This is a genomic window from Fibrella aquatica, from assembly GCF_041321135.1.
In the GTDB taxonomy this organism is placed as follows: domain Bacteria; phylum Bacteroidota; class Bacteroidia; order Cytophagales; family Spirosomataceae; genus Fibrella; species Fibrella aquatica.
The window spans coordinates 702803-718522 of the sequence record NZ_JBGGWF010000003.1 but is presented as its reverse complement, the minus strand read 5'-3'; the positions used below and the strand labels follow the sequence as shown (position 1 = coordinate 718522).

The following is a 15720-nucleotide window of genomic DNA, read 5'->3' as shown; positions in this document are numbered from 1 at the left end:
ACAACACTTACTTCTGTCCGTACTTGGTTTTGAATCGGTTGTACAGGCGCTTGTGCTTATCGTCGAGGTCGACTTTGCGGCCCTGGATGAAAGCGTGCTCCACGTAGTTGGTGCGCATGTCGAGCAAGTCGCCTTTCGAGACAACCAGAGTTGCCTGCTTACCGGCCTCTAGCGTACCTACCTGCCCATCGATACCCAGAATTTTGGCGGTGTTTGAGGTAACCATTTTTAGGGCTTCTTCCCGATCCGTTACGCCAAAGCCAACGGCCGTACCCGCCAGGAAAGGCAGGTTCCGGGTGCGCCACCATTCTTCAGCGTAGCTCAAGCTAACCAGTACACCCGCTTTCTGGAGAATACCAGGCAGCCGGTATGGCATATCGGTGGCTTCGTCCTGCCGGTTGGGCAGGCGGTGAAGCGCGCTCAGGATTACAGGTACGTTGTTCTCTTTCAGGAAACCCGCTACTTTGTCGGCGTCTTCGGCACCAACAATCACCACTTTCGGTACGCCTGCCCCTTTGGCAAAACGAACTGCTTCGATGATGTCTTTGGCGTAATCGGCACGCACATACAGGTTTTGCTTACCCGTAAAAAGACCCTTCATTGCCTCGAAACGTAGATTGGCCGACGCTTGTTTGGGACCTTCAGCGTAGGCTTTTGCCTCGGCAAAGGTGGCTTGCAATGCCCGCAACGCTTCGTCGCGACGCTCATTTTTCTTAATCGCTGCCTGAAACGTTTCAAAGTCGAACTCCCGGGCATAATAACCCGGCCAGTTGAGCCAGAGACCATCGTCTTTTTTGAGAACGGCATCTTCCCAGTTCCAGCCATCGGTTTGGATAATCGATGACGAACCGGATACCGTGCCACCCAACGGCATGGCCTGCGTCAGCAGTATACCGTTGTTCCGAATTGTCGGGATGATTTCAGAATCGGCGTCATACGCGATCAGTGAGCGAATGTTGGGATTCAGCACCCCGATTTCGCGCGAATCGACGGTGGCGCGTACCGAGGCGATTTCCTGCATACCAACCAGCGAGGCCGGTGAGATCAGACCGGGATAAATGTGTTTACCCGATACGTCGATCACCTGCATCTCGTTGGTGTTTAACCGCACCGTGGAGGCATCGACTACATTGGTAATCACACCCTTGTCGAAGGTGATAAGGCCGTTTTGAATGACCTGCCCGGTACCCGTGTGAATGGTGGCTCCCATCAGGGCAATAGGCCGCTCTTGGGTACGTCCCGGAGCCGGGTTCTGACCAAAGCTCGTAAGCGAGGCCAGGGTGAGTATGGTTGTGAGAATGTGTTTCATGGTATGATTAATTGGCTATGCCGTCATTATGCTTCGCTGTCACTAAGTGGTCATTGACGGTCATTTATCGCTTTTCAATGAATGACCATCAATGACCACTTAATGACAGCGAAGCGTAATGACAACCTAATGACGCGCGGCAAATGACTACTTCTCTTCTTCTCCTTCAGCGAACACACCTTCAACGTCTTCGCAGTGCCACATCCGCTGACGACGCATGGTGGGGCGTACGGTACTTTGTCCGCCCGATTTAGCCTGCAGCATCTTTTGAATCAGGCGAGCGCGTTCGGCTTCCATCGTTTCGCGGTTCTTGTCGTCGTTTTCGCGACTGTAATAAACCGTTCCTTCGATCATAGTAAATTCAGGGCGGGCGTAGATTGACAGCGGGTTATTATTCCAAAGCACGAGGTCAGCATCTTTACCGGCTTTGATACTACCCATGCGGCTGTCGAGGTGAAGCAGTTTGGCTGGGTTCAGGGTGACCATTTTCCAGGCTTGCTCTTCGGTCATGCCACCGTAGAGTACAGTTTTGGCAGCTTCCTGATTCAGCCGGCGGGCCATTTCCGCATCATCGGAGTTGATCGATACCGTTACACCTTCGCGGGTCATGAGGGCAGCGTTGTACGGAATAGCGTCTTTCACCTCCATTTTATACGCCCACCAGTCAGCAAACGACGAGCCACCTACGCCATGTTTCGCCATCTTGTCGGCCACTTTATAGCCTTCCAGAATGTGCGTAAACGTGTTGACTTTAAAGCCCAGCGAATCGGCTACCTTCATCAGCATGTTAATCTCTGACTGCACATAGGAGTGACAGGTGATAAACCGCTTCTTGGCCAAGATTTCGGCTAGTGCATCCAATTCAATATCCCGACGTGGCATCTCGACCGAAGGGGCTGCCGCCGCTTTTTTGCCTTTAGCCGGTGTTGCTACCTGTGCGTTGTAATCGGCCCAGGCTTTGGCGTATTCTTTGGCCCGCATGAAATGATCCATGTATACCTGCTCAACGCCCATCCGGGTTACCGGGAAACGTACCTGATTAGCAGGCTGAGCGCTCGACTGTTTTACGTTTTCGCCCAGTGCAAACTTAATAAAGCCATCGGCTCCCGGAATCAGCATGTTATTGGCCGACTCGCCCCATTTCAGCTTCACAATGGCCGACTGACCACCAATGGCGTTGGCCGATCCGTGCAGCAGTTGTGATGAGGTAACGCCGCCCGCCAGTTGCCGGTAAATGTTAATATCGTCGGGGTTGATGGCATCGGCCATACGTACCTCGGCCGTGCTCGACTGTGAACCCTCGTTGATGGATACCAGTGCAATGTGCGAGTGCTCATCGATAATACCGTTAGTCAGGTGCTTGCCGGTTCCGTCTACCACACTTACACCAGCAGGTGCTGTTAGCCCTTTACCAATCTGGGCAATTTTACCACCGGTGACCAGCACGTCCATATTGGCCTGAATACCCTCGGCTTCGTTGGTCCATACCGTAGCGTTGCGAATCAGCATGGTTTGTGCCTGTGGCTTCTGGGCAGACCCCATACCTACAAATGGGTACAACATACCGCCCAGTTGCGGCTTACGGGCTGTGTCTGCTTTGGCAATCGACGCGCTGAATGGCTTGCTCAACGTGGCCGACCAGGTTACTGTTTTGCCGTTGGGTTGCTGACCATCACCTTTGAAACCGGTACCATCGCGGTAGCCCGTGAGGCGGGTCATGGCGGCTGGCTGACGCCGGTTCAACGCTACCCGCATCGAAATCAGGTTGTTGTCTATGCTAACCATCGGCGTCAACTTCGTAGTGTCGCTGATGGTAATCTGGTACGTTGGCTTTTCCGGATTATCGCCCGTTACCAGCAGTTTCAGGTTAGATGGTACACCGGCCGCGCTAACTTTCAGGTCGTATGTACCCCGCAGATCCGTAATGTTCGGGTTGGTAACGACATATTGTTTGCCCTGAATCCAGTTTTCGTAGATGACATTGTTGGCCGCAAACAAATTACCCGATGTGATGATGAAGTTGGCTACTTTACCCACTGCCAACGTACCCAGCAGATCGTCGGCCTTGATCAGTTTGGCAGGACTAACCGTCAATGCTTCCAGGGCTTTTTGCTCGCTAAGGCCGTGTTCGATGGCTTTGCGAACGTTGGCCATAAACTCGGCGCGGTTTCTCAGGCCGGCGCTTGTCAACACAAAGGGAATATTGGCGGCAGCCAGCATAGCGGCGTTGGCAGGAGCCATTTCCCAGTGTTTCATTTCGGCCAGCGACACGTTATCAGCGTCCCAGGCATCTTCAACATCATAGGCTTGTGGGTACGTTACCGGTACGATCAGCGTTGCTCCGGTTGCTTTGATCTCGTCGATCCGTTGATACTCATCGCCGCCGGTGCGAATGATAAACTGCTTGTTAAACTCATCGCCAATCTTGTCGGCCCGGAGCACACCCAGTTTATCCGATACGTCGAAGAACGCCGGTAAAGTTGCCATGCGGCTGAGCGCATCGAGCGAGAGGTTCATTTGTGGCTTTTGCTTCGAGCGCTTGAACCAGTCGGCGTCGTATAATGCCTGACGCAGCAGGGCCACGGTTCCCATAACCGAGTTTGGATTCGATTGCCGAGATGTTCCTTTACTGAACGAGAAATGTTGGCTAACTCCATTGCGTAAGAGCACTTCGTTCTCGCTATCGCTAGCTACCGTCACCAGCGCACCACTACCCCGGGCAATGCCGTCGTGGTTATGCGTCAATACGGCACCGAACCCAATTTTGCGCAACTCATCAGCTTTTGCCGCCGTGACGGTGAATAGTTGGCTGGCATCGTTTTCGGGCTGAATCGCCTGATTCCAGTAATATGGTCCTTTTTTGTTCGATTCCAGTTGAGGGGCCCCACCACCTCCCCGACCCTGACCCGGCGCTGCCCGTGGTACTTCGGGCATACCATAATCAGAATCAAGATCGATCAGGCTGGGATAAATTCTACGTCCTGCCACATCGGTGACCACGGCTCCGGCCGGAATAGTAACGGTAGTGCCTACGGCTTCAATTCGTCCGTTACGAACAACAAGCGTAGCCTTGTTTAATGTGGTTTGGGGGTCTACCACAATGGTAGCATTGGTGAACGCATACAGATTAGGTCGTTGGTCGTGAACGCCATTTTGGGGAACAATACTTTGAGCGCGCCCCGACTGTGCGAATCCAACTGCCAGCAAGAGCAACAGGAGATGTTTACGCATGTAGATGAGTGTTGTGATTTGATTAAGCTCCAAAATTAGTTCTACCCACGGAAGAACAACTCTTTTTCCGACAAATGCACTACAAATACATAGTTCAGTGCGCATTGACCAAATAAACTACTGCGTGTACCTCACTTGCCTATACCTACGAGCAACTGCCGTGAGTCAGGGCGAAAGCTTACATAAAGTACCACAAGGATACCCTGCTATAAATACGTACACTTGTATGATAGAATGGTATAGTATTTGTTGAAGCCCATATTTTTATTTTGACCCTTTATTTCTTCGGGCCAATCCTTCGGTTCTTTTTGGTTATAAGTTGACAGACAGGAAATGAAGGTCAGTTTCTAACGGATATACATATGTGATTATCAACTATTTACACATAAAATTACTATTAAAACCATCCTCCTCTATCATTTTATTACTTAAAGTATTTTTACAGCTCGAATCATGGTCCCATAATTGATACTGACCAATAAGTAACTACTTATCTAGCTTCATACGTATCAATTCATGAAAACAAATTACTTGTTTTTCAGCCGCATACACCCTTATTCTATAGGGTGTATGCTCATCCTGGTGTTAGGACTTCTACCTACTTTTTCCCGGGCGCAAACCATCTCAGGTACTGTTTTCAGAGACTTTAATGCGGATGGCGTGTATGTAGCTATACCGGTTTCTGGTACGTATACCTACGGCGAGCCGGGCGTACCAGGGGTAGTTGTCACCGCATATAGTAGCAATTCGGCTACAGCACCTGTAACTGTAACCACCACAGCCAGTGGCGCATACACACTCAATGTAGGTTCTACAGCGCAGTTCAGGGTCGAATTCACGAATGTTGTCACTGGCGACTTTGATGGCTTTGTTGGCACAGACAGCAAAACCAGCATTCAGTTTCTCAATGGTGGCACATCCAGCAATGATTTTGGCATAAACTATCCTGCCCAATACTGCGGGGTTGCCAATCCGTATCTGGTCACATCCTGTTACACCAACGGTAATCCGGTAACTGCTCCTTCCAGCAGCACGGCTAATCCGGCGAATGACGCCTGGCTGGTAGGTTGGGAGTACGATGGCACGGTCACAGATCGGAATACCTATCTCTCTAAAGGCGCTATCGGCTCTACCTGGGGCCTGGCCTATCACCGGACAAAAAATCTGCTTTTCTCAGCGGCCTTCCTGAAACGCCACTCCGGTTTTGGCACCGGTGGACCCGGTCAGATCTACACGATCGATTTGACAAGCCCGACAAGCGCCTCTACAACGGTTACGGAGTTTGTGAACTTAAAGACTGATCTTGGCATCGATGTGGGCGTTGATCCCCGTATTGCCAATCCTCTACCAACCGATAAGACGGTCCCTAACTACGACGTTGCCGCGTTTGATTTAGTTGGTAAAATGTCGTTGGGTGATATTGATATTTCTGACGATGACCGCACCCTCTGGGTGATGAACCTGTTTGACCAATCGTTGTACGAATTACCAATCGGCGAAAACGCTGCCAAGCCAACAACTTACACAAAGCACATTCTACCGACTACGGGTTGCACCAGTGGTGTTCTCCGGCCCTTTGCTACAAAATTCTACCGGGGCAAAGTCTATGTTGGTGCAGTCTGCTCGGGTGAAACAGGTGGTGCTGCTGCTAACCTGAAAGCGTTGGTGTTTGTCCACGACCCTGCCGGTGCTACCAGCAACTTTACGGAGGTACTATCGTTCCCGCTCGATTACGCACGCGGCATGATTACCTCACGGGGCACGATTAACATTGATCCTCCAGGCTCACTAGGTACTGTTTTCACTCTGGCTAACTGGCGTCCCTGGATTTCAGACTGGAACTCTATTCCAAGCAGCTTTACCAATACGGGCTTTGCCCAAACGGTATGCCCTCAGCCTGTTTTGTCAGACATTGAATTTGATGTCAACGGTGAAATGATCGTGGGTTTCTTTGACCGATTTGGCCATCAGGCAGGTAACAATAACTATTCGACTATCACGTCATCTACCGCTGTATACGAAGCCGTTGCCGCTGGTGAAATGTTACGGGCCGGGCGCAAAGCAGACGGTACATATCAGATCGAGAACAATGGCTCTGTAACCAACATAGCCGCCAATGGTGCCGCTGCCATTACGGTATCGTCAACGGCAGTTAATCAGACGTTCCCAGAAGGTCCGGGTGGCGGTGAATTTTACTGGCAGGATATGTACAGCAAGAGTAGTTCAGCCAACTCGACATCGGCCAACGTTGGACACTTTGAAATTCTGGTGGGTGGTCTGACCACGTGGCCTGGGTCTGGCGAAGTGGTATCAACGGCCTATGACCCTTTCACCAACTTCAGAGCAGCCGGCGCCCGCTACTTCGATAACAGAACAGGGGCAAGTAACTTTGAATACCAGGTGCTGGGACAGGATGGTAATTTATCGACCGAAGACCGGGTGGCGACCTTTGGTAAAGCTGCCAGTTTGGGTGATCTAGAAATAACGTGTGACCTTTCGCCGATTCAGATCGGCAACCGGGTTTGGCGCGATTCAGACAATGATGGCGTGCAAGACCCAGGTGAACCTGTTCTGGCTGGCGTGACTGTTACGCTGAAAGGCCCTGGTCTGCCAACGGCTGGTGTATCTGTAGTGACCAACGCCAATGGCGAATATTATTTCTCAAATTCGACTTCAGGCACTGCTGCTACAGGCTTTGTTTACAGCCTGACGGGCCTGACAGCCGGTGGAAGCTACTCGCTGACTTTCCCAACGAGTGCCAGCGCAGGTACGCTGACGCTAAGTGGCAAACCAAATTCAGCTACCGGCACCAACGCCGACCGGATCGATACCGACCCCAATACAGCTGGCCTCGTTAGCTTTACGCTGGGTGCTGCCGGTGAAAATAACTTCACCTACGATGCCGCGTATGTAGCCCCCGCTTCACTGGGCGATTATGTATTCATCGATGCTAACAAAGACGGTATTCAGAATGGAGGTGATTCCCCCCTTTCCGGCGTCACAGTAACGTTGGTAAGTAATGGTTCTGCCGTGGCAACTACCACAACCAATGCCACGGGCCTTTATTCATTCACTGGTCTGACACCCGGCATTCCCTACTCGGTTAGTTTCACGACACCTACGGGCTACACGGCTACCACGCCGCTTGCCGGCACCAACACAGCCCTCGATTCAAACCCGATAAACGGCATTACAGCACCGGTAACACTTACAGCGGGTGAGAATAACAGCACACTGGACGCTGGATTTTACATCATCCCTGCCTCTCTGGGTGACTATACCTTCATCGACACCAACAAGGACGGTATTCAGAACACGGGTGACGTGCCACTGCCGGGCGTAACCGTAACGCTCTTTCTGAATGGCTCAGCTGTTGCCACCACGACAACTGATGCATCAGGATTCTACAGTTTCACGGGTTTAGCTCCAGGTACGTCTAACAGCTATGTAGTAGGCTTTACCGCCCCGGCCGGTTATACAGCAACGATCAGCAACGTGGGCTCAGATACCGCTGACTCAGATGCCAACCCTACCACGGGCAGAACCCAAAGCGTGACGCTGGCACCAGGCGAAAACAATCCGACCCTGGATGCAGGCTTCTACCTGCCAACGGCCAGTCTGGGCAACTTCGTCTTCGAAGATGTCAACAAAGATGGTTTGCAGGATGCCGGTGACCTGCCAATCTCAGGTGCCGTGGTAACCTTATTGCAAAGCGGCACCGTGGCTGGAACAACCACCACCGATGCCAACGGTCTCTACAGCTTTACCGGCTTAACACCGGGCATTCCTTATTCGGTGAGCTTCACTACGCCGGTTGGCTTCTCGGCGGCTACAACATCGAATGAGGGTAGCGACGATGCTATCGATTCTGACCCCGTGAGTGGTATCACTGCGCCGGTAACGCTAACTGTGGATGAGAATAATACTACGTTGGATGCAGGCTTCGTTCGTCCAATCATTCCAGCCAGCCTGGGAGATTATACCTTCATCGATACCAACAAGGACGGTATTCAGAACACGGGTGATGTACCGCTGCCGGGCGTAACCGTGACGCTCTTCCTAAATGGGTCAGCGATTGCCACCACAACCACAGATTTGACTGGCTTATACTCGTTTACGGGTTTGGCTCCAGGTACGTCTAACAGCTATGTAGTAGGCTTTACCACACCGGCTGGTTATACAGCAACGATCAGCAACGTGGGCTCAGATACCGCTGACTCAGATGCCAACCCTACCACGGGCAGAACTCAAAGCGTGACGCTGGCACCAGGCGAAAACAATCCGACCCTGGATGCAGGCTTCTACCTGCCAACAGCCAGTCTGGGCAACTTCGTCTTCGAGGATGTCAACAAAGATGGCTTGCAGGATGCCGGTGACCTGCCAATCCCAGGTGCCGTGGTAACCTTATTGCAAAGCGGCACCGTGGCTGGAACAACCACCACCGATGCCAACGGTCTCTACAGCTTTACCGGCTTAACACCGGGCATTCCTTATTCGGTGAGCTTCACTACGCCGGTTGGCTTCTCGGCGGCTACAACATCGAATGAGGGTAGCGATGATGCTATTGACTCCGACCCAATTTCAGGTGTGACCGCTCCGGTAACGCTGTCAGTTAACGAGAATAATACTACGCTGGATGCTGGTTTCGTAAAAGCGCCAACGCCGCCTGTTACGTATGCTATTACCAAAAAGGTGAACAGGAACCGGGTAGAAAAAGGCCAGATTGTAACCTACACGGTTTCTCTGACCAACACCAGTGCCACAACAGCCAACAACGTAATCATCAGCGACGCGTTCAGTTCATCAGGCCTCACGGTTGTGGGTTCGGGATCGGCCTCGATGGGCAGTTTCGCTCCGTCGCTAACAGGCGGCACCTGGACTATTCCCACCCTGGGTGGCGGACAGATTGCCACACTAAGCTACAACGTGCAGGTTAATGAAGAAGGACTGGCTTACAACGTGGTTACAGCTCCCGGTGGCACCACAGCAACCGCCTGTCTCACGGTTCCCTATCACGTATGCGAAGGATCGTCGTTCGAATTTGAGCTTGAAGCACCCGCCAACTTCAGTACCTACCAATGGTCGCTGAATGGCACGCCAATTCCAGGCGCTACCAGTGCTACGTACAGCGTAACGGCAGTGGGCGAATATACCGTAGCTACTACCAGTACTGCCGGCTGTCCTGATGGATCCTGCTGCCCCTTCGTGGTGGTGGCAGATCCAGCCCCAAGCTTAACAGCCCTTGCCGTAGCGGCCACTTGTACTGGCTCAGTTCCACTCGATGATGCCAGCATCACGCTGGTGGGTAGCAGCACCAATGCAGTAAGTTACAACATCAGTATGGGGACTAGTTTCAGCGCATCGACTCCGTTGTTTGCCACCAATCAGTCATTGGCAGGTATTGCCACGGGCGGTGTCCTGAAAGGCGGGTTAGCTAATCCACTCTCGGCTCCCGGTACAAGTTATACAATTCGGGTTTATACGGCCGACGGCTGCTTCAGTGATGCCGTTGTGGTGATTCCTCCGGCCTTGTGTCAGTGCCCACCGGTTAAATGTGCTCCTTTCGTTATCAAGAAAGTAACACGACGCTGATTAGTAAATAAACTGCTCTAGTTCCCGTTCGGGCCAGTCTGCACAAGGCTGGCCCGAATTTGTTTTACGGCATCAGTAAGCTATATGTACCTGTAAGGACAGGTAACCTTAAAGTCTACTATATCTATATGTTTAATTTAAAATACATACTAATTTTACTCATTTTAACCAGTATACTGGTATAGTATTTGCGCAGATAACAAGTTTAAGCATAAATACTCATTTTTTCATTTATTCATAAAACAGCACAAAACCGACCAGTCAGCAACCAACAAAAACAGAAAAATCATATGATCCTTATTATATGTCTGTAAATCAATATTTTGCAAATATCAAATGGTCATATATAGTATAAATCCTGATAACGACCTGCTATAACTGCCGCTAGTGAGGGGGTCATGGTCTCATAATTGTTCGGGCTATTCTAGTAATTACTTGTCTAGCTCCCTAATTATCGGTTCATGAAAAATAACTACCCGACTCACGACAGTCGGCCAATCTGTTTGCCTAAATGGGTCTGGCTTTCCTTTGTATTACTCAGTTTGTTTCCCCTGTGCACGCAGGCGCAGACAATCAGAGGTACAGTCTTCAGAGATTTCAACAGTGACGGTATCTACACCAGCACACCTACTTCAGGTACGTACGCGTATGGCGAACCGGGTGTTGGTGGTGTGATCGTCAGTGCCTACAATGCGGCGGGTGCGCTTGTGTCTACAACAACCAGTAGCACTACCACATCATCAGTGGGTTCGTACACCCTTACAGTGGGCAACACCAACGCCCACCGAATTGAGTTTACGGTTCCTCAGTCGTTAGACTTTCTGAATGAAGGATTTCGGGTAGCCAGCGGCACAGGTACGTCAGTACAGTTTGCCAACGGCGGCGCTACAGGCCTTAACTTCGGGGTCAGCGCCAGTACCGACTATTGCCAGTTAAATCCCCCTTTGGCAGTACCCTGCTACGTGAGCGGTGATCCACTGTCGGCTACAACAACAGTGGCCGATGAAGTGGCTTTGGTTAGTGTTCCTTACAACGCATCCGGCACCGGGATAGAAGGCACGTACCTGGCCAGTGCCGAGCAGGTGGGGTCTGTGTTTGGAGCCGCTTTTCAGCGTGAGACCAAAAAACTATTTACCGCCGCTTTCCTGAAACGGCACGTAGGTTTGGGCTCTGCTGGCCTCGGAGGCATCTACGTGACCAATATAACGGCGTCACAAACACAGAACGCAGCGCTGTACGTTGATCTGGAATCGGCTCCTTTCAGCGTATCGTTGGGAGCAGGTTTACTGGCAGGCCGGGTGTTACCTGGTTCTGGCACGGTGGCAAGCAACGACCCATTGGCCTTCGATGCCGTTGGTAAAGTTGGACTGGGCGGTATGGCTTTATCGACAGATGGACGCACATTGTACGCGGTTGACTTATTTAACCGGAGGTTACTCGCGCTAGCCATTGGCAATCCGGCCAAAGCCTCACTAACAGCTGGTGACCTATCCTTCATAACCATTCCTGACCCTGGCTGCACCAATGGCGTGGCCCGCCCAATGGCGGTAAAAGTGCATGACGGCAAGGTGTATGTAGGCGTTGTGTGTACAGGAGAGAACGGCGGTACCGCCAGTAACCTCTTCGCGCATATTTACTCGATGGATGAAGGCAGCACAACCTTGCCAACTACACCAACGTTTAGCTTCCGCCTCAACTATTCGAAAGGCATGGTTCATACCCAGGACGACGAATTAGGTGCCAACTGGCAGACCTGGGTCAGTCAGTTTTCGGGTATCAATATCGGGGCTACCCTGAACCCGAGTGCCGATGGTACTGTGGCCGATCCCTTTTTCCGTCGTGCCGGTCGGCCACAGGCTATGTTGTCTGACATTGCCTTCACTGACAACGGTGATATGGTGATTGGGTTTATGGACCGTGCGGGGCATCAGCTAGGATACCGGCAGCGAAATACCACGCAGGCATCGTCTACCACGCTCTCGAGCGGATACATTGGTGGTGACATCTTACGGGCCAGTTTTAACGGCAGCAACTGGGTACTCGAGCGCAACGGAACGGTTGGCGGCTTAACCAGCCTGGCGGGTGTAGGCACCGGGCAAGGTCCCGGCACACCAACAAGCACAACCTACACCAACCCATCGGGCGAATTTTATTCCACCGAAAACTACAGAGGTTTCTTAAACAATGACAACCCTGATATAGAGATTCACCAGGAAACATTTATGGGAGGAGCACTGATACTACCTGGCACCAACAAAGCGGTGGCCACAGTCATGGACCCACTCAACACCTGGTCGGGAGGCTTTAGCTGGTTTGATAACCAAACGGGCAGCGACAATCGGCGGGCCGAAATTTACCGCACCCTGGGTGGCACAGCAGCCGAGCCTTCAACCCTGGGCAAGGCCAATGGACTAGGTTTAATTCAGGCGTTGTGCGATCCTTCACCCATTCAGATTGGCAACCGGGTTTGGCGCGATACGAACAACAACGGTGTGCAGGATGCGGGTGAATCGGCTCTTGCTGGCGTTACAGTAACGCTTAAGGGGTCTGGTTTACCAACAAACGGCACCACCGTAACAACCAACGCCAATGGGGAGTATTACTTCTCGAACGCTACAGGCACCAACGTGACGGGCTTTGTTTACAACCTCACCGGGCTAACGATGGGTGGCAGTTACTCGCTCACGTTTCCAACCAGCGTCAGCGCAGGTACGTTGTTGCTCAGCACAAAACCTGATCAGGCCACCGGTGTTACCGCCGATGCCATTGATACAGACGCCAATGCATCGGGGTTAATCAGCTTCACGCTGGGACAGTCGGGGCAAAATAACTTTACTTACGATGCGGGCTATGCCACGCCCCCCTGCGACGTTAGCGTTGCCGTCACCTCGGCAGTATGCCTGACAGCCACCAATCTGTATGTGGTAACGGGTACGGTCAGTTTCTCGAATACGGGTGGCGGTAGTTTCACGATCGTCGACGGAACAGCCTCTACTATTGTGTCGGCTACGGGCACTAGTCCGGTCGGATTTACGCTGACGGGAGCCAGTCTGGTATCGAACCAATCGAGCCACACGGTAACGGCAACGGCATCGAGTTCTACCTGTGAAGTTAGCAGTGCTACCTATGCGGCCCCTGCCTCGTGCCAGCCCCGACTCAGTGTGATCGTTGCTACGCCCGTTTGTAACTCAGCCACCAATACCTACACCGCAACGGGTACGGTTTCGCTGACAAACAGCCCGGCGGGTTCGCTGACCATCACCGATAATGGCACTACCATCGGCGTTATCAGCGTCACCGCCGGACAGACCACGGCTAGCTTCTCCGTATCGGGGATCAGCAACGCCAGCAGCCACACAGTAATCGCTACCCTAACCGGAGGCACGTCGGCCAGCGTGGTCTATGCCGCGCCAGCAGCCTGCACCGTCTGCTCGACCAGCATCACCACCACCTCGGTACAGAATGGACAAGTGGGTACACCCTACAGCCAGACCGTTACCGCATCGGACGGCACAGCCCCCTACTCTTACACGCTCCTGGGTACGTTGCCAGCAGGTCTGAACCTGAGTCTAGATGGCGTCATCAGCGGTACGCCGACGACCGCCGCGACCAACAGCTTCACCATCAAGGTCACCGACAGCAAGTCCTGCTCAGATACACAGCCACTGACCATCATCATCGCCGACCTGCCCGTCTGTTCGCTCACCGCCACGGCTACCCCAGGTTCGTGTAACTCCGCCACCAATGCCTACAGCGTAACGGGTACGGTCACCTCGACCAACGCGGCCGTCAACAACGCCAGCCCACAAACGCTGACCGTCTCGGTGGGTAGCATCAGCACGGTAGTGATCCTAACCGGAAACGGACCCGTCAGCTACACGCTGGCAGGGCTGGTATCAGATGGACTGACCAAAACGGTTTCTGTACTCAGCAGTGCTACCGCTTGCGGAACAACGACGGTGACCTACTCGGCCCCATCGGCCTGCACCGTCTGCACCCTTTCGCTGACGACCACAACCCTGCCAAAAGGGGAAGTAGACAAAGCCTACAGCCAGACCGTAGTAGCCACCGGTGGCACAACCCCCTACAGCTTCTCGACCGCCCCAGGTACGTTACCAACCGGGCTGACCTTGAACCCAACCACCGGCGTGGTATCGGGCACACCCACCACTAGCGGCACCTTCCCCACCACCGTCGTGGTCACCGATGCCCAGGGGTGTGTGGTGCGACTACCCCTGTCGGTCTTCCAGATCGATCCCAATTCAACACCTGTCATGAACATCGTGGTCAACGCGCCGGTCTGTAATTCGGCCACCAACACGTATACTGCTACAGGCACGGTCTCACTCACCAACAGCCCCGCCGGTAGCCTGACCATTACGGATAACGGAAACACTGTAGCGGTGGTCACCGTCACGGCGGGCCAGCCATCGGCCAGCTTCAGCCTGACGGGCATCAGCAACGGACCCGCCACGCATTTGGTCAGCGCCGCGCTGGGTACGTTATCGGCCGGTACCACCTACACCGAACCCGAATCGTGCACCAGCGGGGCACCTGCCTACGCCATTGCCAAAACGGTGGATCTTAGCCGCACCGTTAAGGGGGGCATCGTGACCTACACCGTGTCGCTGACTAACACGGGCAACGCCACGGGCACCAATCTGGTGATCACCGATCAGTTGAGCAACACCGCCGTGACCTTTATTGGCAGCGCTACCGCTTCGGTAGGTACGTTCCTGCCGGGAGCTAATTCGGGAAGCTGGAGCATTGCTTCCCTGGGGGCGGGGCAGGTAGCTACGCTAAGGGTTAACGTGCAGTTGAATCAGGAAGGCATTACCTATAACACCGTGACGGCCCCCAACGGCACTACGGTTGCCGTATGTACCACGGTGCCTTATAAGGTTTGCGCCAACGAAGCATTTGAGTTTACTCTGAGCACCGATCCAGGACAAGCCAGCTATCAGTGGAACAAAGACGGACAGCCTATTGCGGGAGCTACCACCAATACCCTCTCGGTAACTGCGCTGGGTGAATATACTGTCTCGGCTACCACTTCGGGCAGTTGCCCCAACGGGTCATGTTGCCCCTTCGTGATCGAGGCCTACGGACCACTGCCAAGCCTGACAGCCGTGGCTGCGGCGGCCAGTTGCAACGGAGCCACACCGCTCAATGATGCTAAAATCACGCTGGTAGGTACGTCGGCCAATGCCGTTAGCTATAACATCACGATGGGTAGCAGCTTTACAGCCGCCGCCCCGTTATTTGCTTCCAACCAGTCGCTGACGACCATTTCAGGCGGGGTGTTAGCAGCGAACCTGGCTAATCCGGCTTCCGCTCCGGGCGATGTCTACACCATTCGGGTGTACACGGCCGATGGTTGTTTTGCCGACACTACGGTGACCATTCCGCCTGCGGTGTGCCAGTGTCCACCGCCCGTTTGTGTACCGTTAACGGTGCGAAAACTGCGGTAAATCATTGCTTATTTACTAGCTCTATTGGCCGAAGGCCCCTATCTCGAACAGATAGGGGCCTTCTGTTTTACCCGACCGTACCAACTAATACGTACTGAACATTGGATAGAGAATGCT

4 protein-coding genes are annotated in these 15720 nt (G+C 53.0%); 2 read left to right on the top strand and 2 right to left on the bottom strand.

The annotated features are described in order from the left end of the window. Positions 1-7: 7 nt before the first annotated feature. Both ACAW87_RS10580 and ACAW87_RS10575 read right to left on the bottom strand, forming a co-directional pair. Positions 8-1309, bottom strand: coding sequence for an amidohydrolase family protein (locus ACAW87_RS10580; protein WP_370723349.1), 1302 nt, complete (start codon positions 1307-1309; stop codon positions 8-10). A gap of 147 nt (positions 1310-1456) precedes the next feature. Beyond that, entirely contained in the window at positions 1457-4540 is a 3084-nt protein-coding gene (locus tag ACAW87_RS10575; RefSeq protein ID WP_370723348.1) for an amidohydrolase family protein, read from the bottom strand. 516 nt (positions 4541-5056) lie between these two features. Here ACAW87_RS10575 and ACAW87_RS10570 point away from each other — a divergent pair. Then, the gene (locus ACAW87_RS10570) at positions 5057-10132 is read left to right on the top strand and encodes an SdrD B-like domain-containing protein (RefSeq protein WP_370723347.1); all 5076 of its coding nucleotides are present in this window, start codon (positions 5057-5059) and stop codon (positions 10130-10132) included. Positions 10133-10593: 461 nt separating this feature from the next. Beyond that, positions 10594-15603 (top strand): putative Ig domain-containing protein, encoded by a 5010-nt coding sequence (locus ACAW87_RS10565; RefSeq protein ID WP_370723346.1) that lies wholly within the window; start codon positions 10594-10596, stop codon positions 15601-15603. Positions 15604-15720: the final 117 nt, after the last annotated feature.

Coding starts and splice junctions, on each gene's coding strand:
- ACAW87_RS10580 (WP_370723349.1), bottom strand. CDS start 1,309: ATGAAACACATTCTCACAACCATACTCACCCTGGCCTCGCTTACGAGC.
- ACAW87_RS10575 (WP_370723348.1), bottom strand. CDS start 4,540: ATGCGTAAACATCTCCTGTTGCTCTTGCTGGCAGTTGGATTCGCACAG.
- ACAW87_RS10570 (WP_370723347.1), top strand. CDS start 5,057: ATGAAAACAAATTACTTGTTTTTCAGCCGCATACACCCTTATTCTATA.
- ACAW87_RS10565 (WP_370723346.1), top strand. CDS start 10,594: ATGAAAAATAACTACCCGACTCACGACAGTCGGCCAATCTGTTTGCCT.